Here is a 22,597-nt window from a genome sequence, read left to right as displayed (position 1 = left end):
GTGAGCTGCGCCCCCACCACGCCACCGCGTCTCCCTGGAACACCGGTGTTATCTCCGATAGCGCGCCAGGACCAGGTTTCCGTCGCGTTCCAGGCGGCGTTTCAGTTCCCGTTCCCCGATCGCCCCGCTGTAGTACTCCTGGTAGGCGGGCGTGGCCACCTTGTCCTTCCATTCCGTATAGCCGCGCACGGACTGCGCCGGTGCCGAGCGCAGGCCCCGCGCCAGGGCGGTGCCCACGGACCAGCCGTCCTCCTCGGTGCGCAGGGCGGGATCCGCGAGGGCGGCGGTGCCGGTCGGCAGCATCCAGTCGCCCTTCGCCAGCCGGACCGTGTTCGCGGGCCGCAGCATGAAGCCGATGAAGGCGGCGGCTTCCCGTTTGTGCCGGGTGTCCTGCGCGATCGACAGCGTCTGCGGGCTGACGCCCTGCACCGCACCGCCGGGGCCGACCGGCATCGGCAGTACGGTCCACTCGAAGCCGTCGGGCGCCTGCCGGGCGATCTGCTGGCGGTACGAGAAGCCGAGCGGGACCATCGCGTACCTTCCGCCGAAGAACCCGGGCAGGGCGTCGGAGCCGCCGGAGCCGAGGATCGTCCGGGAGGCCGTACGGTCCTCGTTGACCTGGTCGCGGATGACGTCCGGGACCAGGGCGTCGCCGTCACCGAAGCGGATCCGCACCTTGCCGTCGGCCTCCCGGTGGAAGAGCCGGCCGCCGGCCGAGAGTCCGAGGTTGAGGGTGGTGGCGACGGGTTCCTTCAGCGGCCAGGCGACGGCGTACCGCCCCTTCCCCATCGACCGGGTCAGCTCCCGCGCGATCTCGCGGAACTCCTCCCAGGTCCACGGCCGTTCGACGGTCGGCAGCCGGACGCCCGAGGATTCGACGAGCGTACGGTTGGCGATCAGCACCTTCGGCTCCTGGAGGAAGGGCACACCGTAGACGCCCTTCCCGAAGGTCGTCGTCTCCCAGCTCGCCCGGGGGATATCGGCGGTCAGCCGCTGCGGCAGCAGCGTCCGCAGATCGGCGAGGTAGCCGCCGTAGGCGAAGTCGGCGAGGTCGTCGGACGCGTCGTGGATGACGTCGGGGGCCTCACCTCCCTCGAAGGACGTCAGCAGCTGGTCGTGGACGCTGTTCCAGCTCCCCTGTACGTACTCGACCCGGACGCCGGGGTGGGCCGCGTTCCACTCCCGTACCAGCTGCCTGTTGGCGTCGACGGACTCCTTCTGCCAGGCCAGGGAGAGGAACCGGAGCCGGATCGTGCCGTCCCCGGCGTCCTCGCCGCCGCCGGTGCAGGCCGCGGTCGTGACGGCGAGCAGCAGTGCCAGTACGGCGGCGGTGATACGGGTACGGACCCGGGCCACGCCCATCACTTCACCGCCCCGGCGAGCACGCCGCCGGTGATACGCCGCTGGATGAGCGCGAAGATCACCAGTGACGGCAGGGTGGCCAGGAAGGCGGCCGCCGCGAGCGGCCCGAGGTCGGCGGCGCCCTCCGCCCCGAGGAAGTGGGTCAGCACCACCGGCAGCGTCTGTTTCTCCGGCGATTTGAGCAGCACCAGGGCGAAGAAGAACTCGTTCCAGGCGATGATGAACGCGAACATCGCGGTGACCACGATGCCCGGCGCCAGCAGGGGCGCGGTCACCGACACCAGGGTCCGCAGCCTTCCCGCGCCGTCGACGGCGGCGGCCTCCTCCAGTTCGCGCGGTACCGCCCGGACGTACCCGGCGAGCATCCAGAGCGCGAACGGCAGCGCCCACACCACGTACACCAGCACCAGACCCCAGAGCGTGTTGATCATCCGCAGGTTCTTCAGGACCAGGAAGAGCGGGATGATCAGCAGGACGAAGGGGAAGGCCTGGCTGACCACGACCCAGCCGGTGGCCGCGGTGGCCAGTCTGCCGCGGGTACGGGCGATGACATAGGCGGCCGGGGTCGCGACGAGCACCGCGATCACCGCCGCGGCGACCGCCACCAGCAGGCTGTTCCCGGCGGCCCGCAGCAGCGGATGCTCGTCGAAGGCCTGCCGGAAGTTCTCCAGGGTCGGCTGGTCCGGGATCCAGGCCGGATGGAGCGACCCCAGCTCCTTCGCCGGTTTCACGGCCGTGGACAGCAGCCACAGGAACGGCAGGGCGAGGAAGAGCAGATAGGCGGCGAGGGCGAGGTACTGGCCCGCGCGGCCGAGGGTCCGGCGCAGCTCACGGGTCGGCGGCGGTGCCGCCGGGGCGGTACGGGTCACTTCTCGTCCCCTCCTCGAAGCCTGCCCACCAGGAACACGGCCAGCACCACCGAGATCACCGCCACCATTGCGCAGCCCATCGCCGCCGCGTAGCCGAACTGGCCGTAGCGGAAGGCCTCCTCGTAGGCGAAGAGGGTGGGCAGCCGGGTCCGGCCGCCGGGTCCGCCGGCCGTGAGCACCCACACCAGGGCGAAGGCGTTGAAGTTCCAGATCAGATTGAGCGCGGTGATCGCCAGCGCGACGGGTCTGAGCGCGGGCCAGGTGACGGCCCAGAACCGGCGCCAGGCGCCCGCGCCGTCGAGTGCGGCCGCCTCGTGGAGTTCGTGCGGGGTGTTCTGGAGTCCCGCCAGGAGGGCGACCGTCGTCTGCGGCAGTCCCGCCCAGATCCCGACCACGATCACCGCGGGCAGCGCGGTGCCCAGGCCGGTCAGCCAGTCGCGGCCGTCGCCGAAGCCGAAGTCCCGCAGGGTCTCGTTGAGGATGCCCGCGTCCGGGCTGTACACCAGCCGCCACATGATGCCGACGACGACCTCCGGCATCGCCCAGGGGATGATCGCCAGCGAGCGGGCCAGCCAGCGCAGCCGCAGCTTCTGGGTGAGCAGCAGCGCAAGGCCGAGACCGAGGAGGAACTGGGGGACGGTCACCCCCACGGCCCACACCAGGCCGATACCGAAGGACTCCAGGAAGAGGGTGTCCCGGCGCAGGTCGCGGAAGTTCAGGGAGCCGATCCACTCGGTGGGTTCGGTACGGCCCGCCTGGGCGTCGGTGAACGCGAGCCCGACCCCGTACAGCAGCGGACCGGCGCTCAGCACCAGGATCGGGATCAGGGCGGGCAGGACGAGGAACCAGGCACCGTGGTCGAGCAGTCTGCGGGGCCGCGGAACCGTCGTCGCGTCTGTCACCGAGCCGGCTCCTTCGCCTTCGGGCAGCGGATGGCGGTGTGACCGCCCTCACCCTCGCGGGCCCTGGTCATGGTCCTGAGCTGCCGGGGGTCCGTCAAGGACGCCTGCCGCGGATGCGACACTTTGGCGTGTTCGCAGGGGTGAGTACGGAAAGGGGCGGACGCGACGTGGACGCGGAACGGGCACGGGACGTCCTCGCGGCGGCGGGGCTGCCGGACGGGGTGCTGCTCTCCCTCGGGGAGAACGCGGTCTTCGCGGTGGACGGCCTGGTCGTCAAGATCGGCCGGACGGCGGAGCTGCTGGCGCGGGCGGAGCACGAGGTCGCCGTCGGCACCTGGCTGGCGGGCGCGGACGTACCGGCGGTGCGTCCCGCGGAGCCGGCCGCGCGGCTCGTCGACGGGCATCCCGTCACGGTCTGGCACCGGCTGCCCGACGCGGTGCGCCCCGCGGGCCCGGCGGATCTGGCGGCCCTGCTGCGGCGGGTCCACGCGCTGGCGCCGCCGACCGGTCTCACCCTGCCGCCGCGGGAGCTGCTCGGCGGCGTCGAGCGGTGGCTGCGGCTGGCGGGGGACGCGATCGACCCGGCGGACGCGGCATTCCTCCGCGAACGGCGGGACGGTTTCGCCGCTGCGGCCGCGGCGCTGACCCCGCAGCTGCCGCCGGGTCCCATCCACGGGGACGCCCTCCCCCGGAACGTCCAGGTGGGCCCGGACGGTCCCGTCCTGGTCGACCTGGAAACCGTCTCCGCGGATCTGCGGGAGCACGACCTTGTGGTGATGGCCCTGTCCCGGGACCGCTACGGGCTGCCGCCCGAGGCGTACGACGCGTTCACCACCGCCTACGGGTGGGACGTACGCGACTGGGAGGGGTGCGGGGTGCTGCGCGGGGCGCGGGAGACGGCGAGCTGTGCCTGGGTGGCGCAGCACGCCCCCACGAACCCGAAGGCGCGGGAGGAGTTCACCCGCCGGGTCGGCTCCCTCCGCGACGCCGACCCGGAGATCCGCTGGTTCCCCTTCTGAGGAGCGTGCCCCGCGGAACGCGGTGCCCGGCGGAGCGGTCCGCGCAATTCCGCGCCCTGCGCCCAAGGGCCTGGGCCCCGGGGGCCCCTCATGAGGGGCAACCCTTCGGGGAGCGCCGTGGCTGGCGGGGATTGTTTTCCGACCGCGGGCCGTCGTGGGCCGTTCGCGCAGTTCCGCCCCCTACGCCTGGCGGCGTGGGGGGACCCCCAGCGACGCCTGGCGGCGTGGGGGGACCCGCAGCAACGCCTGGCGGCGTGGGGGGACCCCCAGCGCCCCTGAAGACCCTCTCCGGCCTCGTCAGGTGAAGGGCCTGTGGGACAGACATCCTTGCCACGGGGTCAAGTCGGGACCACGCGGGAGGGGGGTGCAGGGTCGCCCCCGCAGTGGGCTGCGACAAGCACGGTTTGCCGGAGGGCAGTGCATCGCAGGCCGCGAGGAGGTGAGCCCGGAGGCCACCGACCCACCCGCACCCGACAGGACCCCGCGCCTACCCCACGGAGTGACGCGACTCGACCACCGAGGAAGCCCGCACCCCGCAGGAACGAAGCGCCCCACAGCGGAAGGCGCCCCCGCACCCCGCAGGAACGAAGCGCCCCTCAGCGGGAGGCGCCCCCGCCGGAGGCGACCCGGGCCTCCCGGAACGGCCACGCCCCGTCCACCTCCGCCGTCGCGTCGCCCTTCCGGCGCAGGAACGATTCGAAATCCTTCGCCCACGACGCGTACCAGCGGATCTGCTGCTCGTGCAGCTCCGCCGGGGCGAGGCCGGCCACCGACGGGTGACGGACCGCCAGCGCGCGGGCCACCGCGACCGCCGCCTCCGCGTCCGCCGTCGCATCGTGCGCGTCCGCGAGCGCCACACCGTACTCCGCGCTCACGGCCTCCAGCGTGCGCTTCCCCTTGCGGTAGCGGTCCGCGGCCCGGTCGATGGTGAGCGGGTCGACGACCGGCCCGGGGGCCTGCCCGCCGAGCCGTTCGCCGAGGGACGGCAGCCCGTGGCGGGCCAGCTCCGCGCCGAGGAGGGTGAGGTCGAAGGAGGCGTTGTAGGCGACGACCGGCACCCCGCGGTCCCAGTGCCCGCACAGCTCGGCCGCGACCTCGTCCGCGACCTCACGGGCGGGCCGGCCCTCCGCGGCGGCGCGTTCGGTGGTGATGCCGTGGATCGCGGAGGCCTGTTCGGGGATCCGGATGCCGGGGTCGGCCAGCCAGACCCGGCGCCGGGGCGCGCCCCCGGGGACCGTGCGGACGACGGCCGCGGTGACGATCCGCGCTTCCCAGGGCTCGGTGCCCGTCGTCTCCAGGTCGAAGCCGACGAGTTCTTCCGTGTGCCAGGTCATGGTGGACCCCCTCCTTCGTGGTGCTGCTCCCCCGGATGCTTCTCACCCTGTCATGTGCCACTGACACTCAGGAGACCGGGCGGGAGTCGGACCACACCGACTCGAACTCCTCGCGGTAGGTCTGGAAGAGGCCGTGCTCTCCGGGGTCGCCGGGGTGTCCGGCCCGGACCACGGAGCGGCGGCCGCCGCGGAGTACCAGGACCGGTGCCTCCATACCGCGGGCGGTGCGCAGATAGGTCTGGACGACGGCCATCCCGTCGGGCCCGTCGCCGTCGACGAGGTAGGCGGTGAAGCGGGGCGTCTCGTCGAAGACCTGGATCTCGAAGGCGCCGGGGTCGCGGAGGAGCGAGCGGACCCGCCGCATATGGAGGATGTTCATCTCCACGGTGCGGCTGAGTTCGCCCTTCCTGAGGCCGAGTTCCCGTTCGCGCCGTTTGACGGCGCTGCTCGCGGGGTTGAGGAAGAGCAGCCGGACCCGGGCGCCGCTCTCGGCGAGGCGGACCAGCCGGCGTCCGGAGAAGTTCTGGACCAGGAGGTTCAGCCCGATGCCGATGGCGTCGAGGCGGCGGGCGCCGCCGAAGAGGTCCTCCGCGGGGAGCTGGCGCTGGAGGCGGACCCGGTCGGGGTGGACGGAGACCACGTCGGCGTACCGGTCGCCGACGAGGTCTTCGACGGCGTCGACGGGGAGCCGGTCGGCCGACCGGGTCGCGGTGCCGCTGCCGAGCATGTCGAGGAGGCGCGCGGAGGCGCGTTCCGCCTGGGCGAGCACGGCTTCGTTGAGGGCCCGGTTGCGGGAGACGACGTTGCGGGTGACTTCGAGTTCGTCGAGGGCGAGTTCGACGTCGCGCCGGTCGTCGAGGTACGGCTCGAAGCAGGGCCAGTGCTGGACCATCAGCTCCCGCAGCTGGGGCAGGGTCAGAAAGGAGAGCACGTTGTCGTCGGCGGGGTCGAGGAGATAGCCCTTGCGCCGGGAGACCTCTCGTACGGCGACGGCCCGCTGGACCCATTCCTGTCCGGCGGGTCCGGCGGCGGCGATGACCCAGTCGTCGCCGTGCACGGGTTCGTACACGGGCCGCAGGACGGCGGCGACGACGGCGCGCAGCCGCTGTTCGACCAGGTTCAGCCAGATGTACGCACGTCCCGCGCGCTGGGCGCGGGTCCGCACCTCGGCCCAGGACTCGGCGTCCCAGTCGAGTTCCGCCCCGATCTCCAGCGGTCTGGCGAGGGACACCGCCCCCGGCGGGACATCGGCGGGATCCCCCTCGTGACCGCTGTCACCGGGGGGTAGCTCCAGCCCTCCCGAGCTCACCGGCGTCCCCTTCCCGTCCCCCACCAAAGATCAACGCAGACTACTCCGCAAGCATGAGGGGGTGCAGCCGGATCGCCGGGGTCCCTTTTCAACTGCCTTCCGTTCCAGGGGTGTTATTCCGGCCATGTCGGCCGGGAGTGAGCGGATTCATAGCGGATCAGGGGGGATTCACGGCGGGGCGTCCGCCGGGTCCGGACCCGGCGGGCCCCGCGGGCTCCGGGGCGCGGGCCCGGAGCAGGTGCGGGCAGCGGGGGGCCGTACGCGGCGCGCCCCGGTCACGGCGACCGGTCTACGCCGTTCGGGTGAGGATCGGAACGCGCCGTTGACGGCGCGCCGTCCGGGGGGCGCGCCGGGGGCGCTCACGGTACGTTCGGACGGGATCCGGGCCCCTGTCCCCCCACCCGCCCGGATCGCGGAAGGGGCGGAGTTCTGCATGCAGGTCTGGCCGGGACAGGCGTATCCCCTCGGTGCCACCTACGACGGCGCCGGCACGAATTTCGCGGTGTTCTCCGAGGCGGCGCGGCGTATCGAGCTGTGTCTGCTGCACGACGACGGCTCGGAGGAGCGCGTCGAGCTGCGCGAGGCGGACGCCTTCGTCCGGCACGCGTATCTGCCGGGTGTGATGCCGGGGCAGCGGTACGGCTTCCGGGTGCACGGTCCGCACGACCCGGGTCAGGGGCACCGGTGCAATGCGTCGAAGCTGCTGATCGACCCGTATGCCAAGGCTCTGAGCGGGGCCGTGACCTGGGGTGAACCGGTGTACGGCTACCACTTCGGGCGGCCGGAGTCGCGCAATGTCCTGGACTCCGCGGGGCACACCATGGCGTCCGTCGTGGTGAATCCGTACTTCGACTGGGGGGACGACCGGTCCCCCCGGACGGAGTACCACCGGACGGTGATCTACGAGGCCCATGTGAAGGGCCTGACGATGCTCCACCCGGAGCTGCCGCCGGAGCTGCGGGGCACCTATGCCGGGCTCGCCCATCCGGCGGTGATCTCGCATCTGACGGAGCTGGGCGTGACCACGCTGGAGCTGATGCCGGTCCACCAGTTCGTCCAGGACCACCGGCTGGTGGACGCGGGGCTGCGCAACTACTGGGGCTACAACACGATCGGTTTCTTCGCCCCGCACAACGCCTATGCCTCGTGGGGTGAGCGCGGCGAGCAGGTGCTGGAGTTCAAGCACGCCGTGAGGGCGCTGCACCAAGCCGGTATCGAGGTCATTCTCGATGTGGTCTACAACCATACGGCGGAGGGGAACCATCTGGGCCCGACGCTCTCGTTCCGGGGCCTGGACAATGCCTCGTACTACCGGCTCGCCGAGGACCGGCGGCACTACACGGACACCACGGGCACCGGCAATTCGCTGCTGATGCGCTCACCGCACGTGCTGCAACTGATCATGGACTCGTTGCGGTACTGGGTGACGGAGATGCACGTCGACGGCTTCCGCTTCGATCTGGCGGCGACCCTGGCCCGGCAGTTCCACGAGGTGGACCGGCTGTCGTCGTTCTTCGATCTGGTGCAACAGGATCCGGTGGTCAGCCAGGTGAAGCTGATCGCGGAACCGTGGGATGTGGGCGAGGGCGGCTACCAGGTGGGGAACTTCCCGCCGCTGTGGACCGAGTGGAACGGCAAGTACCGGGACACGGTCCGGGATCTGTGGCGGGGTGAGCCGAGGACGCTGGCCGAGTTCGCGTCCCGGCTGACCGGCTCGTCCGACCTCTACCAGTGCGACGGCCGCCGCCCGCTGGCCTCCATCAACTTCGTCACCTGCCACGACGGTTTCACTCTGCACGATCTGGTGGCGTACGACAGCAAGCACAACGAGGCCAACGGGGAGGGCAACCGGGACGGCGAGAGCCACAACCGGTCGTGGAACTGCGGAGTGGAGGGCGAGACGGACGATCCGGCGGTGCTGGAGCTGCGGGCCCGTCAGATGCGGAACTTCTTCGCCACGCTGCTGCTGTCGCAGGGTGTGCCGATGCTCGGCCACGGGGACGAGTTCGCCCGGACCCAGTACGGCAACAACAACGCGTACTGCCAGGACGGCGAGGTGTCCTGGGTGCACTGGCCCAAGCCGGGGCAGACCGCCGTCCCCGGGGAGCAGCCGCTGCTGGACTTCGTCCGGACGATGGTGTGGCTCCGCCGCGACCATCCGGTCTTCCGGCGCCGCCGCTTCTTCCGCGGGCGGCCGGTGGACGGTCCCGACGGCACACCCGGCGCGGCGGGCGCGCTGACGGACATCGCCTGGTTCACCCCGGAGGGCGAACCGATGACCCAGCGGGACTGGCAGGCGGCCCGGCCGGGCGCGCTGTCGGTGTTCCTCAACGGCGACGCGATCTCCGAGCCGGGGCCGCGGGGCGAACGGATCCGGGACGACTCGTTCCTGCTGATGTTCAACGCGAGCCCGAGGGACCTCGACTTCACGGTTCCGGCGAAGCACGGCCGGGGCTGGCGGACGGTCGTGGACACCGCACGCCCGGAGGGTGTTCCGCCGGGCGGCGGCCAGCGGGTGGCGGCGGGGGCCCGGCTGCGCCGCCGGAGCCACAGTCTGACGGTGCTGCGCCGGCCGGTGTGACCCGGCCGGGGGATCCGGGGTACGGCGCCGGGCCGGCGCGCCCCGGACCGGCCCCCGCCCCGGGGTGACACGGCCCCGGACACCGCGGCCGCTCACCCGAACGGCCCCGCCGGGGCCGCCCGACCCGCCCGGTGCGGGTACGGACACCGGTATGACGGACACCGGTATGACGCCCACCGCCACCTACCGCCTCCAGCTCCAGCCCGCGTTCCCGTTCGCCCGCGCCGCCGCCGTCCTGCCGTACCTCGCCGGACTGGGGGTGTCCCATCTCCATCTCTCCCCCGTCCTGGAGGCCGTCCCGGGCTCCACCCACGGCTACGACGTCACCGACCCCACCCGGGTCCGGGAGGAGTTGGGCGGCGAGGAGGGCCTGCGGTCCCTGGCCCGGGCCGCCCGGGAGCACGGTATGGGCCTGGTCGTGGACATCGTGCCCAACCACATGGCGCTGGTGCCCCGCCACAGCCCCGCCCTGTGGGACGTGCTGCGGCACGGCCCGGACTCGCCGTACGCCCGCTGGTTCGACATCGACTGGGACGCGGGCGGCGGCCGGCTGCTGCTGCCGGTGCTGGCCGGGCGGTTCGGCGACGAGCTTTCGCGGCTGCGGATCTCGGCGGATGCCGGGGGCACCGTCGAGTACGGGGAGCACCGCTTCCCCCTGCGCCCCGGCACCGGGCCCGGCGCCGGGCCCGCCGACCTCGTCTCCGTACTGGACGCCCAGTGGTACCGGCTGGGCTGGTGGCGGCTGGCCCGCACCGAGCTGAACCACCGGCGGTTCTTCACCGTCGCGGAGCTGATCGGGGTCCGGGTGGAGGATCCGGAGGTCTTCGACGCCACCCACGCCAAAATCCTGGAGCTGGTGCGGGACGGGGTCGTGGCGGGGCTGCGGGTCGACCATCCGGACGGGCTCGCCGACCCGGAGGCCTATCTGCGCAGGCTCGCCGGGGCGGCCGGCGGGGCCTGCTGGACGGTGGTGGAGAAGATCCTCACCGGGGACGAGCGGCTCCCGGCGTCCTGGCCGGTGGCCGGGACCACCGGATACGACGCGCTGCACCGGATCGACGGACTGTTCACCGACCCCGAAGGCGCCGCGGAACTCGCCTTCCAGTACCGCGAGTTCACCGGCCTGCCCGCCGACCGGGGCGGCCGCTGGGAGCCGACCCGGCTCCGCGCCGCCCACCGGATCGCCGGCCGTGAGCTGGGGTCGGAGATCGCAGCGCTGACCCGGCTGGCGGTCCGGGCCTGCGCCGCCGACCCCTCGCTGCGGGACCACGCGCCGTGGGCGCTGTCCACCGCGATCCGCGAACTGCTGGTCCGGCTGCCGGTGTACCGGCCGTACCGGACCGGTGGCGGCACCGCGTCCGAGGTGCTCACCCCGGCCGCCGCGGTCGCCGCGAAGGCCGTGTTCGCATCGGCGGCGGAGGCCGGGGCCGTGGACGCGGTACGGGATCTGGCGCTGGGGCGGGCGGGCGGCGGACCGGACCGGGAGGCGTTCCGGGACCGGTTCGCGCAGACCGCGTCGGCGGTACGGGCCAAGTCGGTGGAGGACACGGCGTACTACCGCTGGACCCCGCTGCTGAGCGCGAACGAGGTCGGCGGCGATCCGGCCCGCCCGGCGGTGAGCCCGGCGGACTTCCATGCCTACGCCGCCCGGACCGCCCGCGACCACCCCGCCAACGGGACCGTGCTGACCACCCATGACACCAAGCGCAGCGCCGATGTCCGGGCCGGGATCGCCGTCCTGTCGCAGGCCCCGGAGCTGTGGGCCGGTTTTCTGGAGCGGGTGACCGCGGAGGCGGCCCGGCAGCCGGGCGGCCGGGCACCCGATCCGCAGCTGGCGTGGACGGCGTGGCAGACCGCGCTCGGTTTCGGTTTCCCCTACGAGGAGCGGCTGCGGGCGGCCCTCCTGAAGGGGGCGCGGGAGGCGGCACTGCACACGAGCTGGGCGGAGCCCGACGAGGCGTACGAAGCGGCCCTCTCGGCGTTCGTGGCCGCGGGCCCGGCCGGTCCCCCGCTGCACTCGGTGGCGTCGTTCGCCCGGGAGCTGGAGCCGTACGTCCGGGCGGACGTTCTGGGCTCGGTGCTGCTCCAGCTGACGATGCCGGGGGTGCCGGACGTCTACCAGGGCACCGAGCGGGACTACCGGGCGCTGGTGGACCCGGACAACCGGGCCCCGTTCGAGGAGGGCCCGGCCACCGCGAAGACGGCGCTGACCCGGGCCGCGCTGACCCTGCGGCGGCAGCGGCCGGAGGTGTTCGGCGTCTCGGGGACGTACACCCCGCTGACGGTGTCCGGCCCGGCGGAGGGGCACTGCGTGGCGTACTGCCGTACGGGTGAGGTGGTGGCGGCCGTCACCCGGCTCTCCCTGCGGCTGGAGCGGGCGGGCGGCTGGCGGGGTACGGAGGTGGAGCTGCCGGACGGGGTCTGGGCGGACGCGCTGTCCGGCCGGGAGGTGCGCGGGGGCCGCCGGGTGGCGGCGGCGGAGCTGTTCCTGGACGGCCCGGTGGCCCTGCTGGTCCGGGAACGCGACGGCGACGACCGCTGAAACGGTACGGCCACGGCGGTACGGCGGCGGGACCGTGCGGGTGTCAGCGGGCGGTGAGCCGGAAGGCGATCTGCCCGAAGGAGACGACGTCCCCGTCGCGCACCGGCACCGCGCCCGCGACCCGCTGCCCGTTCACCGTCGTGCCGTTCATAGAACCGAGGTCGCGCAGCACCCACTCCGCCCCGCGCAGGCTCAGCTCCGCGTGGGCGCGGGAGACGCTCTCGTGCGTCAGCCGCAGTCCGTTGCCCGGGTCCCGCCCTATCCGCAGGGGGTACGGGCCGGGCTCGGGCAGCAGCAGCGGCGGCAGCTTCTCGGCGGTCCAGGCCCGGCGCAGCCTGACCACGAACGCGGAGACCCCGCCGACGGAGCGGACGAGCTTCACCGCGAGCCCCGGCTCGTCGGCCCGGAGGTCGGCGGTGAGGGCCGCCAGCTCCTCGGGGCTGCGGGCCGCGAACGCCAGCTCCATCCGGCGCAGGAATGTGTCGTGGGAGAGCCTGCCCACGGCGGCACCCTCCCGGAGGACGTCCACCACCCGGTCCCGTTCGGCGTCGGACGGCCGCACGGGAACGGGGTGTCCGGGGAACCCCGGGGACGGGGACGGCAGGGAGGAGGTCACCCGGCAATTGTCGGCCCGGTGGCGGCGGGGTGTCCAGAAAACGGCACGCCCTATCACCCGGCGCACCGACCTGACCTGCACGGAAGCAACAGTTCCGGCACAGCTTCGCCACAAGGCCGGTGACGGTGTTTCAGGTGTCGGGATCCCGCCCGCCGAGGGGGTACGGCTCCGCTCCGGCCGTACCGTACGCGGCCCCGGCCGGAAAAGGCGCTGGACTCCGCCGCCTCCGTCCGGTTAGCGTGATCACGACGCCGTAGACCGAACGGAAAGGAGGCGAGTGCCGTGCAGTCCATCCACATCCCGCGCTCCCTCCCTGCCCACCGGGCGTCCACCGGCTGATTCCCGGGAGCGCGGACCCTCGTTCCGCTTCTCTTCCGGAGGAATCCCTCTCATGACCGAACTGGTCATCCGCGCGCTCTCCACGGGCGACGCACAGCTCTTCCACACCCTGCCCGACCCGCTGGGCACCGGCCGGACCCTGGCCGATATCACCCACCGCCCCGCATGGCAGCGGGTCGCCCTGCGCGACGGCCGCGTCGTCGCGCGGGCGGCCTGGTGGGGCGGGCCCGACGACACCGCCCCCGTGCACCTCAACTGGTTCGACTTCGCCGACGGCGAGGAGGAGGCGGGCGCCGAACTGCTCCGCAGCGCGCCCTACTCCGTGGGCTACGACCTGCTGCTGCCGCCCGGCTGGCGCGAGGACCCCGCGCTCAGGGCGGCCGGCGAGAGCCGGATCCGGGCGGCCGAGGCGGCCGGGATGCGGGTGCTCGTGGAGCGCTACCGCTACCGCTGGACTCCCGGGAACGGCCTGCCGGAGCGACCCGGGCGGCTGGTGTTCCGCCCGGAGCCGGACGACGAGGTGATCCTCGACGTCCTCCGCCGGGTCCACTCGGTGACCCTGGACGCGCACGCCCTGCGCGCCGTCGAACAGGGCGGTCTCGACCGGGCGGCCCGGGAGGAGCTGGAGTTCTTCCACTGGGCGCCCTCCCCGCGCGAATGGTGGCGTCTGGCATACACCCCCGAAGGGGAACGGGTGGGCCTCCAGATCCCGCTGCACGTCCCGGCAGGGCCCGCGGTGGGCTATATCGGGGTCCTCCCCGAGGCCCGCGGCCACGGCTACGCGTACGACCTGCTGGTGGAGTGCCTGCACGATCTGGTGGGCTACGGCGCCGAATCCGTACTGGGCGCGACCGACCAGCCGAATATCCCGATGGCCAAGCACTTCGCCCGCGCGGGCTTCCCGGTGGTCCAGGAGCGCATCGACCTGGTCCCGGCGGACTGACACCGTCCGGTAGGGGTACGCGCCTCCCGGGGCGCGTACCCCCACCGCCCTCCGTACGGCGCGCGGCCGCGGCCCCTCCTTGTCAGGATGGCCGGGACGGTCCGGAAGGCCGGCGGACGAGGAGGTTGCCCGGTGCGGTTCGAGGTGTGGGCGCCTTTCGCGCGCGAACGGGTGACTCTCCGGTTCGACGGCGACGACAGCGACGGCGACGGCGACGGCAGCGGGGTGCCCATGGCGCCGGATCCGGAGCGCCCCGGCTGGTGGACGGCCGAGGCCCCCGCCCGCGACGGCACCCGCTACGGCTTCGCCCTCGACGGCGGTCCCGTACGGCCCGACCCGCGCTCACGCCGGCTGCCCGAAGGGCCCGACGGGCCGGGCGCGGTCCACCTCCCGGACGGCTACACCTGGCGGCATCCGTGGCCGGGCCGGGGCCTGCCCGGGGCGGTGCTGTACGAGCTGCACATCGGCACCTTCACCCCCGAAGGCACCCTGGACGCCGCCGCCGGGCACCTCGGGGAGCTGGCGGAGCTGGGCATCACCCATGTGGAGCTGATGCCGCTCTGCCCCTTCCCCGGGGTGCACGGCTGGGGGTACGACGGGGTGGCCCCATGGGCGGTCCACGAACCGTACGGCGGCCCGGAGGCACTCAAACGGTTCGCCGACGCGGCGCACGGACACGGCCTCGGGGTGGTGCTGGACGTGGTCCACAACCATCTGGGCCCGTCCGGGAACCAGCTGCCCGCCTTCGGCCCGTATCTGACGGACGCCCACCGCACCCCCTGGGGCCCCGCGGTCAATCTGGACGGGCCCGGCTCGGACGAGGTACGGGACTATCTGCTGGGCAGTGCGCTGATGTGGCTGCGGGAGCACCGGCTGGACGGGCTGCGGCTGGACGCGGTGCACGCGCTCGTCGACGAGCGGGCGCTGACCTTCCTGGAGGAGCTGTCGGCGGCCGTCGACCGGCTCGCGGCGGAGCTGGGGCGGCCGCTGTTCCTGATCGCGGAGTCCGACCGCAACGACCCGCGGACCACCGCCGCGCGCACGGCGGGCGGCCTCGGGCTGCACGCCCAGTGGAACGACGACTTCCACCACGGGCTGCACACCCTGCTGACGGGCGAGTCCCAGGGCTACTACGCCGACTTCGCCGCCGACCCCCGGGCCGCGCTGGCGCGCTCCCTGACCCGGGTCTGGTTCCACGACGGTACGTACTCCTCGTTCCGCGGCCGGGCCCACGGACGCCCGGTGGATCCCATGGCCGGGCCCGTCCACCGTTTCGTGGGCTTCGCCCAGACCCATGACCAGATCGGCAACCGGGCCGCCGGGGACCGGCTGTCCGCGCTGCTCTCCCCCGGGCTGCTGGCCTGCGCCGCGGCCCTGGTCCTGACCGGGCCGTTCACCCCCATGCTGTTCATGGGCGAGGAGTGGGGGGCGGGCACGCCCTGGCAGTACTTCACCGACCACACCGACCCGGAGACGGCCCGGAGGGTACGGGAGGGGCGCCGGGCGGAGTTCGCGGCCCACGGCTGGTCCGCCGGCGAGGTCCCCGACCCGCAGGACCCGGAGACCCGGAACCGCTCCGTACTCGACCGCGCCGAACGGACCCGCGAACCGCACGCCCGGCTGCTGGCCTGGCACCGGGAGCTGATCGCCCTGCGCCGTGCCCAGCCCGACCTCACGGACCCCGACCAGGCGACGGTGGACGTCTCGTACGACACCTCCGGCGGCACCGACCGCTACGCCGTCCGCCGCGGCGAACTGCGCGTCCTGTACAACCTGGGCCGTGCCCCGGCCCGTTTCCCGGTCGGCACGGGCGCTCAGGTGCTGGCCTCCTGGGACCCCTCCCCCGGCCCGGACCCGGCCGGGGACCTGGAGCTGGGACCGGAGTCGTGCGCGGTGGTCCGGACGCCGTGAGCGCGTGCCGGGCCGGTCAGTCGGGGTCGTCGCAGTCGCCGACGAGACGTTCCAGCAGCTCCTGGAAGTCCTCGCCGACCACGATCCGCAGGCCGTCGCCGCCGTCCCGGCCGCGTCCGTCGTCGCTTCCGGACCAGTCGCCCGCACCGTCCCGGTCGTGGTCGCTGAGCTGGGTGAGGGTGCCGCCGCGCCACCAGTAGACGTACGGCGAGATGGCCCCCGGGGTGTCCGCGTAGCCGGAGGCGGCGAAGGAGGTCATGGCGTTGAGGGCGGGGATCAGCCCGGCGTCCCGGATGACGTGGAAGGCGAGCCGGTGGCGGAAGGGGAAGGCGACCAGCGCCCCGTCGGGGGTCATCGTGCCGCCGGTGACCTCCCGTACGACGCTCTCCAGCGTCAGCACCCGGCTGGCGGTGTAGAAGGAGTCCCCGGCCACGACCTCGAAGCGCAGACCGTTGTCGCCCTTGACGGTCTCATGGCCCTCCAGGGGCAGTCCGCGGAGGTTGTAGAGGGCCTGCTCCCGCAGATAGGACAGCCGGCCGAGGGGCTCCAGGGCCTCGTCGGTGAGCATCATGACGCTCTCGGGGAGATCCAGCGCGAGGACCTCGTAGAGTCCGGGTGCCAGGGCGCGGGCATAGCCGAAGCTGTCCCGGTCGAAACCGTCGGCGCTGAGTACCCGGGGGTAGAGCTGGGAGCGGATCTGCTCGGTGGAGAGGGTGTCGAGGGCGGACGGCGCGTCCATGGTCCGCAGCACCATGCCCACATGGCGGCGGACCAGTCCGGCCCAGGCCCGCGGCCCCCGGTCGTCGTTGTGCAGGACGGCGGCGAGATTCACCAGCCCGAACTGGCGTCCGGCGCTGTCGACGACGACGTCGGCGTAGACCGTGACCTCCAGACCCTGTTCGGCGAAGGCCTCACGCACCTGGGCGCGGAAGCGGTCGCCCTCGCCGGCGGAGAGATAGGGGAATTTGGGGTCCCGGGGCGCTTCGCTGCTGTCACGCCTCGGCCCGCGCCGGAACAAGCCCACGTCAACCGCCTCCCACTCGACCGGCCCGCATCGGTCCGAGACTACCGACCCCGGTCGTCCCGGTCGGCAAAGATCCGTTCAACGCCGCCGTACGCATCGGTAGCGCCCGGTGGGCGGGGGCCGGGACCCGGTCAGTACGAGGGGACGACGAGGTCGGCGCGGGAGCGGCCGCGGACCACGAGCCGGGCGTTGGCCTCGTCGGAGCGGTCCACCCAGCGGCGGGCGTCCTCGGGCGCCCGGCCGAAGGCGATATGCCGGGCAACGAGCCGGCGGACCCGGTCGGTGTCGTCGGGTTCGACGTACCAGACCTCGTCGAGCAGGGGCCGGACCCGGGCCCAGGGGCCGTCGTCGTGGAGGAGATAGTTGCCCTCGGTGACGACGAGCGGAATCCCGGGCGGTACGGGTACGGCTCCGGCGACCGGCTCCTCCAGGGCGCGGTCGAAGGCGGGCGCATAGACCGTGACCCCGGGTTCGGGGGCGCGCAGCCGGCCGAGCAGGGCCAGGTAGCCATGGGCGTCGAAGGTGTCGGGGGCGCCCTTGCGGTGGGCGCGTCCGAGCCGTACCAGCTCCGCCCCGGCGAGGTGGAAACCGTCCAGGGGGACGACGACGGCGCGGTCGCCGCCGAGCGTGGCGGCGAGCCGTGCGGCCAGCGTCGACTTCCCGGCTCCGGGCGCTCCGGCGATGCCGAGCACCCGCCGCCCGCCGTCCCGGGCGAGCGCACGGGCGCGCTCGACGAGAGGTGCGGGCAGCGGGGCGGCGAAGCTGCCGGGGGCTACGGACACCGGGGCATTGTCCCACCGGGCGGGGCGCGCCGCCCGGTGGGAGCCCGCCCGGTCACGGCGGGCTCAGCCCTCGGCGCCGTCCGGCGTCAGCTTCAGGGAAATCGAGTTGATGCAGTAACGCTGGTCCGTCGGGGTCGGATAGCCCTCCCCTTCGAACACATGACCGAGATGCGATCCGCAGCGGGCGCACCTCACCTCCGTACGGACCATGCCGTGGGAGCGGTCCTGGAGCAGTTCGACCGCGTCGGAGTCCTTGGGGTCGTAGAAGGACGGCCAGCCGCAGGGGGAGGGGAACTTCGTGTCGGAGCGGAACAGCTCCGCCCCGCACGCCCGGCAGGAGTAGACGCCTTCGGTGGTGGTGTCCGTGTACTCACCGGTGAACGCCGGTTCGGTACCGGCCTGCCGGAGCACCTGGTACTCGGCGGGGCTCAGCTCGGCGCGCCACTCCTCGTCCGGCTTGTCGATCTCGTACGCCATGGGAACCGCCTCCTCGGGTCTGCTTCTTCCTCGGTTGGACTCCGCCGGTCCGACTGTGTCCGTACGGCTGCTTCAGCGGGACGGAGTCCGGGCGGAGAGACGGTCCAGGATCACCGGACCGAGGTCGGTCACGTCTCCGGCGCCCATGGTGAGAACGAGGTCACCGGGTCCGGCCATTCCCGCGACGGCGGCGGCCACGGTCTCCCGGTCGTGGACCGGGGTGACCTCGGCGCCCGCGGACCGCCCGGCGTCGACGATCAGGGCACTGGTGATCCCGGGGATCGGGTCCTCCCGGGCCGGATAGATGTCGAGGACCAGGGAGGCGTCGGCAAGGGCCAGCGCCTCGCCCATCTCCTTGCCCAGCTCCTGGGTGCGGGAGAACAGATGCGGCTGGAAGACGACCAGCAGCCGGGAGCCCGCGGCGGCGCCCCGCATCGCCTCCAGATCGGCGGTCATCTCGGTCGGATGGTGTGCGTAGGAGTCGATGACCCGCACCCCGGCCGCCTCGCCCTTGAGCTGGAGGCGGCGCCCCACACCGGTATAGGCGCCGATGGCCCCGGCCAGCGCGTCGGCCGGGACACCGAGGGCGGCGCCCGCGGCGAGCGCGGCGACGGCGTTGAGCGCGTAGTGGCGGCCGGGCACCGAAACCGTGAAGGTCAGCTCGCGGCCGTCGAGGACGACGGTGACCGAGCTGGTCAGGCCCGCGGGGACGATCCGTACCACCCGGACGTCGGCGGACGCGGACTCGCCGTACGTGACCACCCTGAGCCCGTCCCGGCCACGGACCCGCCGGGCCAGTTCGACGGCGCCGTCCTGGTCGGCGAAGACCACCAGCGTGCCGCCGGGGACGATCCGTCCGGCGAAGGTCTCGAAGGACTCGTGGATCTCGTCGAGGGAGGCGTAGTTCGCGTGGTGGTCCAGCTCCACGTTGAGGACGATCGCGACCTCGGGGGCGTACTTGTGGAAGCTGCGGTCGCTCTCGTCGGCCTCGGCGACGAAGATCTCGCCCTCGCCGTGCCGGGCGTTGGTGCCGGGGCCCGCGAGATCGCCGCCGATGGCGTACGACGGGTCGAGCCCCAGCTCGGTGAGGGCGACGGCCAGCATGGATGTGGTGGTGGTCTTGCCGTGGGTGCCGGCGACCGCGATCGGGCGCAGCCCGTCCATCAGGGAGGCCAGCGCGTCGGAGCGGTGGACGACCGGCACGGACCGTTCGGCGGCGCGCAGCAGCTCGGGGTTGTCGGCGCGGATGGCGCTGGAGACGACGACGCAGCTGGCGCCGGAGGCCAGATGCCCGGCCCGGTGGCCGATGTGGACGGTGGCCCCGAGGGTCCGCAGGGCGTCCGCCGTGGGCGACTCCTTGGCGTCGCTGCCCGCCACCTTCGCCCCACGGCTGGCGAGGATCTTGGCGATGCCGGACATCCCGGCACCGCCGATGCCGATGAAGTGGGGCTGTTCCATGGCGGTGGGGATGGCGGCTGCCATGCGTGTTCTGCCTTCCTTACGGGGTCGCCCGGCCGGTCGCTGTTCCGGCCGGGCCACCACCCTATTCGTTGTGCGCGAAGAGCTTGAGCACCGGGACGCCGACCTTGTGGCGTGCCCGGGAGGCCCAGTCCCGGTGGAAGAACTCCTCCACATAGTGCGGTTCGGTCAGGACGATGACCTCGTCGGCGTTGGAATCCGCGACGACGGTCTTCAGCACGTCGAGCGGATGCTTCTCGACGACCTGCCCCACGGCCTCGGAGCCGGCCGCGCGCAGGGCCCGCAGGGAGTGTTCCAGGGCCAGCTCCGCCGGGGCTAGCGAGTCCTTCCCCTCGGGTTCTCCGCCCTCGTGGACGGCGTCCTTCAGCTCGCCGAGGGCCACATCGTCGATGGCCCGCAGCAGTACGTCGGCCTGGGCACCGCGCGGCTGCATCAGCACGACGAACGAGATGCCCTCGTCCCCGTGGAGGGTAGTCACAAAATCCACATCGGCGGACGTCAGGGGCTGCTCGATCATCAGTACGCTTGTGAACACGTTCAGGAGCCCTTCTGCGGAAACCATCCTTCCCCGTGACCGCACGGGGTCTGTGGGAGTAAGTCTGCCCAGCCGAAGCTAACCGGAACGGGAAATTCCGCTGATTGTCAGATGCGCCGGTATCGGGTGAAAAGGAAGCCCGCCTCTTCCAGTACGGACACCAGTGCGAACCGTTCGGGTACGGCTGTTCCCGGGCCGTTCGTGATCCGCTGGGCGTCCCCCGCCGTGAGGACCGGCGCCACCGTCAGACACAGCTCGTCCAGCACCCCGGCCGCCACGAACCGGCCCAGCAGCCTCGGTCCGCCCTCGGTGAGCTGGCGCGTCAGCCCCCGGCCGGCCAGCGCTGCCACGGCCGCCGCCGGGTCCACCCCGGGCCCGTCCCCGGCCACCACGACGTCCGCGCCCGCCAGCCGGGCCGCCCGGACCCGCTCGGCGGGCGCCCCCGCGCCCGTCAGGATCAGCGTCGGCACCAGCGGCTCGGTGAACAGCGGGGCCGTCCAGTCCAGCTCCAGGGAGGCGCTGACCACCGCGATCGCGGGGGCCGGGGCCTGTCCGGCGGCCGCCCGCCGCGCCGCGAAGGCCTCGCGGGCCCTGGCCGGCCGGTAGCCCTCCCGGCGGACCGTCTCCGCACCGGCGATCACCACGTCGCAGAGCGCCCTCAGCACCCCGAAGATCCGCATATCGGCCGGTCCTGACAGCGGCTGCGAGGCACCGTCGTGGTGGGCCGCGCCGTCCAGCGACGACACCATGTTCCCGCGCAGCCACGCCCCCGGCGCCCCGCTCCGCTCCCCCGGCTCCGGGTAGGCGTAGCACTCGGCCAGCTCCTCCAGCGACCACTCTCGGTCGTCATCGGCTGTCTGATCGGTCACAGGGAGCAGGCGTCGCATGTTCTGCAGTCTCGCACGGCGCTTACAGTGGGGAACTGTGTCGACTCGTGCCACCAGCAGCCCCATAGACCCCGGCCCGCCTCACTCCCTGTGCGAGCGCCGGCCACAGGTCTCCGTCGAGAGACTGGTGGACGAGCTGGAGCCGCCGTGGCGCTTCGAAGGGGTCCGCTTCGGCACCTACATCCCGGATCCCAACCACCCCAGCCAGGCGGACGCGGTGACCCGGCTGGCGGCCTTCGCCGCCGGGGTCGGCGCGGAGCGCCGGGACCCCGGCGGCATCCGGAGCTGGTTCTCCCGCAAGCCCGCCGCGCCCACCGGACCGCGCGGTGTCTATCTCGACGGCGGTTACGGCGTCGGCAAAACCCATCTGCTGGCCTCCGTCTGGCACGCCGCGCCCGTGCCGGCCCGCCAGAAGGCCTTCGGGACCTTCGTGGAACTGACCAATCTGGTCGGCGCGCTCGGCTTCCGGGAGACCGTCCGCGTCCTCGGCGGCTACCGGCTGCTCTGCATCGACGAGTTCGAACTGGACGACCCGGGCGATACGGTCCTGGTGTCGTCGCTGCTGTCGAAGCTGGTCGAGGCCGGTGTCTCGCTGGCCGCCACCTCCAACACCCTGCCCGGAAAGCTGGGCGAGGGCCGGTTCGCCGCCGCCGACTTCCTCCGTGAGATCCAGGGGCTGTCCGCGCACTTCCAGCCGCTGCGCATCGACGGCGAGGACTACCGCCACCGGGGGCTGCCCGAGGCCCCGCCGCCGTACGCCGACGAAGTCGTCGCCAAGACCGCGCGGACCACGTCCGGCGCCTCCCTGGACCACTTCCCCCATCTGCTCGGCCACCTCTCCCAGGTGCACCCCAGCCGTTACGGGGCACTGATCGAAGGCATCGAGGTGGTCTGCCTCACCGGGGTCGCGCCCGTACCGGACCAGTCGACGGCGCTGCGTCTGGTGGTGCTCGCCGACCGGCTGTACGACGCCGAGATCCCGGTGATCGCCTCCGGGGTCCCCTTCGACCGGCTCTTCGGCGAGGACATGCTGCGCGGCGGCTACCGCAAGAAGTACTACCGTGCGATCTCCCGCCTCACCGCACTGGCCCGGGACGCCAAGGCCCTCGGGAACACCGGCGGCGCCGCCTGAACCGGGGAAACCGGCCGGGCGGGATCCCGCCGGGTTTCCCGGGTCCGGCCCCCGACCAGTAGGTTCGAGGCGCAACCAGCTTTCCACCAGAAGGGATTCCACAGCATGGCCACGACTCGCACGGCGCACACGGTCTGGGAGGGCAACCTCCTCCAGGGTTCGGGCAACGTCACCTTCGACTCGTCCGGCATCGGCACCCAGCCGGTCTCCTGGCCCTCCCGCGCCGAGCAGGCCAACGGCAAGACCAGCCCGGAAGAGCTGATCGCGGCGGCCCACTCCAGCTGCTTCTCGATGGCGCTCTCGCACGGTCTGGCCGGCGCGGGCACCCCGCCCACCCGGCTGGAGACCAAGGCGGACGTCACGTTCCAGCCCGGTGAGGGCATCACCGGCATCCATCTGACGGTCCGCGGCGAGGTCCCCGGCATCGACGCCGCCGCCTTCGCCGAGGCGGCCGAGGGCGCCAAGAAGAACTGCCCGGTCAGCCAGGCCCTCACCGGCACGACCATCACCCTCACCGCCGAACTGGTCTGACCGGCCCGGCACCACCGCCGGAG

19 protein-coding genes are annotated in these 22,597 nt (G+C 73.1%); 7 read left to right on the top strand and 12 right to left on the bottom strand.

What is annotated here, in order from left to right; all coding sequences use genetic code 11:
• Nucleotides 1–48: 48 nt before the first annotated feature.
• From ACIQ9E_RS01650 to ACIQ9E_RS01640, 3 genes are read right to left on the bottom strand one after another with little or no spacing between them, the layout of a single operon-like run.
• Nucleotides 49–1,362: an ABC transporter substrate-binding protein gene (locus ACIQ9E_RS01650; protein ID WP_403700267.1), complete on the bottom strand. Its 1,314-nt coding sequence runs from the start codon at nucleotides 1,360–1,362 to the stop codon at nucleotides 49–51.
• Nucleotides 1,362–2,231 (bottom strand): carbohydrate ABC transporter permease, encoded by an 870-nt coding sequence (locus tag ACIQ9E_RS01645; RefSeq protein WP_403700265.1) that lies wholly within the window; start codon nucleotides 2,229–2,231, stop codon nucleotides 1,362–1,364. Before ACIQ9E_RS01645 ends, ACIQ9E_RS01650 begins: the two co-directional genes overlap by 1 nt.
• Nucleotides 2,228–3,133: a carbohydrate ABC transporter permease gene (locus ACIQ9E_RS01640; protein WP_403700262.1), complete on the bottom strand. Its 906-nt coding sequence runs from the start codon at nucleotides 3,131–3,133 to the stop codon at nucleotides 2,228–2,230. The genes ACIQ9E_RS01645 and ACIQ9E_RS01640 overlap by 4 nt, the downstream gene beginning before the upstream one ends.
• A 167-nt stretch (nucleotides 3,134–3,300) precedes the next feature.
• Between ACIQ9E_RS01640 and ACIQ9E_RS01635 the strand changes: the two genes are divergently transcribed.
• Nucleotides 3,301–4,152, top strand: a complete 852-nt coding sequence (locus tag ACIQ9E_RS01635; protein WP_403700259.1) for a phosphotransferase enzyme family protein — start codon at nucleotides 3,301–3,303, stop codon at nucleotides 4,150–4,152.
• Between the two features lie 596 nt (nucleotides 4,153–4,748).
• Here the strand turns inward: ACIQ9E_RS01635 and ACIQ9E_RS01630 are convergent.
• The gene (locus tag ACIQ9E_RS01630) at nucleotides 4,749–5,486 is read right to left on the bottom strand and encodes an exonuclease domain-containing protein (protein WP_403700256.1); all 738 of its coding nucleotides are present in this window, start codon (nucleotides 5,484–5,486) and stop codon (nucleotides 4,749–4,751) included.
• A gap of 67 nt (nucleotides 5,487–5,553) precedes the next feature.
• The gene (locus tag ACIQ9E_RS01625; protein WP_366261081.1) at nucleotides 5,554–6,795 is read right to left on the bottom strand and encodes an SAV2148 family HEPN domain-containing protein; all 1,242 of its coding nucleotides are present in this window, start codon (nucleotides 6,793–6,795) and stop codon (nucleotides 5,554–5,556) included.
• Between the two features lie 433 nt (nucleotides 6,796–7,228).
• Between ACIQ9E_RS01625 and glgX the strand changes: the two genes are divergently transcribed.
• Both glgX and treY read left to right on the top strand, forming a co-directional pair.
• Nucleotides 7,229–9,376 carry a glycogen debranching protein GlgX gene (gene glgX, locus ACIQ9E_RS01620; protein WP_403700254.1) on the top strand — a complete coding sequence of 716 codons (2,148 nt, stop codon included), beginning with the start codon at nucleotides 7,229–7,231 and terminating at the stop codon, nucleotides 9,374–9,376.
• 166 nt (nucleotides 9,377–9,542) lie between these two features.
• Nucleotides 9,543–11,918 (top strand): malto-oligosyltrehalose synthase, encoded by a 2,376-nt coding sequence (gene treY, locus ACIQ9E_RS01615; RefSeq protein ID WP_403701283.1) that lies wholly within the window; start codon nucleotides 9,543–9,545, stop codon nucleotides 11,916–11,918.
• A gap of 43 nt (nucleotides 11,919–11,961) precedes the next feature.
• Here the strand turns inward: treY and ACIQ9E_RS01610 are convergent, their stop codons facing one another.
• Complete coding sequence (locus ACIQ9E_RS01610; protein ID WP_403700251.1) at nucleotides 11,962–12,534, bottom strand: FHA domain-containing protein; 573 nt, start codon at nucleotides 12,532–12,534, stop codon at nucleotides 11,962–11,964.
• A gap of 391 nt (nucleotides 12,535–12,925) precedes the next feature.
• Between ACIQ9E_RS01610 and ACIQ9E_RS01605 the strand changes: the two genes are divergently transcribed.
• Nucleotides 12,926–13,816, top strand: coding sequence for a GNAT family N-acetyltransferase (locus tag ACIQ9E_RS01605; protein ID WP_403700249.1), 891 nt, complete (start codon nucleotides 12,926–12,928; stop codon nucleotides 13,814–13,816).
• Between the two features lie 132 nt (nucleotides 13,817–13,948).
• Entirely contained in the window at nucleotides 13,949–15,727 is a 1,779-nt protein-coding gene (gene treZ / locus ACIQ9E_RS01600; RefSeq protein WP_403700246.1) for a malto-oligosyltrehalose trehalohydrolase, read from the top strand.
• 16 nt (nucleotides 15,728–15,743) lie between these two features.
• Here treZ and ACIQ9E_RS01595 read toward each other — a convergent pair whose 3' ends face one another.
• The 6 genes from ACIQ9E_RS01595 to ACIQ9E_RS01570 all read right to left on the bottom strand — a co-directional run bounded on the left by ACIQ9E_RS01595 (nucleotide 15,744) and on the right by ACIQ9E_RS01570 (nucleotide 20,911).
• A complete protein-coding gene (locus ACIQ9E_RS01595; RefSeq protein WP_403700244.1) occupies nucleotides 15,744–16,751 on the bottom strand; it encodes a hypothetical protein in 1,008 nt (335 codons plus the stop codon).
• A 131-nt stretch (nucleotides 16,752–16,882) separates the two neighbouring features.
• The gene (locus ACIQ9E_RS01590) at nucleotides 16,883–17,533 is read right to left on the bottom strand and encodes a nucleoside/nucleotide kinase family protein (protein WP_403700241.1); all 651 of its coding nucleotides are present in this window, start codon (nucleotides 17,531–17,533) and stop codon (nucleotides 16,883–16,885) included.
• A 63-nt stretch (nucleotides 17,534–17,596) separates the two neighbouring features.
• Nucleotides 17,597–18,010, bottom strand: a complete 414-nt coding sequence (gene msrB, locus ACIQ9E_RS01585; protein ID WP_403700238.1) for a peptide-methionine (R)-S-oxide reductase MsrB — start codon at nucleotides 18,008–18,010, stop codon at nucleotides 17,597–17,599.
• 72 nt (nucleotides 18,011–18,082) lie between these two features.
• Nucleotides 18,083–19,492: a UDP-N-acetylmuramate--L-alanine ligase gene (murC, locus tag ACIQ9E_RS01580; RefSeq protein ID WP_403700235.1), complete on the bottom strand. Its 1,410-nt coding sequence runs from the start codon at nucleotides 19,490–19,492 to the stop codon at nucleotides 18,083–18,085.
• Nucleotides 19,493–19,553: 61 nt separating this feature from the next.
• On the bottom strand, nucleotides 19,554–20,024 hold the full coding sequence (locus ACIQ9E_RS01575; protein WP_403700232.1) for an indole-3-glycerol phosphate synthase: 471 nt from the start codon (nucleotides 20,022–20,024) through the stop codon (nucleotides 19,554–19,556).
• A 107-nt stretch (nucleotides 20,025–20,131) separates the two neighbouring features.
• A complete protein-coding gene (locus tag ACIQ9E_RS01570; RefSeq protein WP_403700229.1) occupies nucleotides 20,132–20,911 on the bottom strand; it encodes a pyrimidine reductase family protein in 780 nt (259 codons plus the stop codon).
• Between ACIQ9E_RS01570 and zapE the strand changes: the two genes are divergently transcribed.
• Both zapE and ACIQ9E_RS01560 read left to right on the top strand, forming a co-directional pair.
• The gene (gene zapE, locus ACIQ9E_RS01565; RefSeq protein ID WP_403700226.1) at nucleotides 20,910–22,043 is read left to right on the top strand and encodes a cell division protein ZapE; all 1,134 of its coding nucleotides are present in this window, start codon (nucleotides 20,910–20,912) and stop codon (nucleotides 22,041–22,043) included. The two genes, ACIQ9E_RS01570 and zapE, sit on opposite strands and share 2 nt — an antisense overlap.
• 105 nt (nucleotides 22,044–22,148) lie before the next feature.
• Nucleotides 22,149–22,574: an OsmC family protein gene (locus tag ACIQ9E_RS01560; RefSeq protein ID WP_403700223.1), complete on the top strand. Its 426-nt coding sequence runs from the start codon at nucleotides 22,149–22,151 to the stop codon at nucleotides 22,572–22,574.
• The last annotated feature ends 23 nt before the right edge of the window (nucleotides 22,575–22,597 follow it).

Origin of the sequence: Streptomyces sp. NPDC094448 (assembly GCF_044763775.1) — a bacterium.
GTDB lineage: Bacteria > Actinomycetota > Actinomycetes > Streptomycetales > Streptomycetaceae > Streptomyces.
Note: the sequence above shows the minus strand (reverse complement) of the source record. Positions and strands in the feature narration are given on the sequence as shown.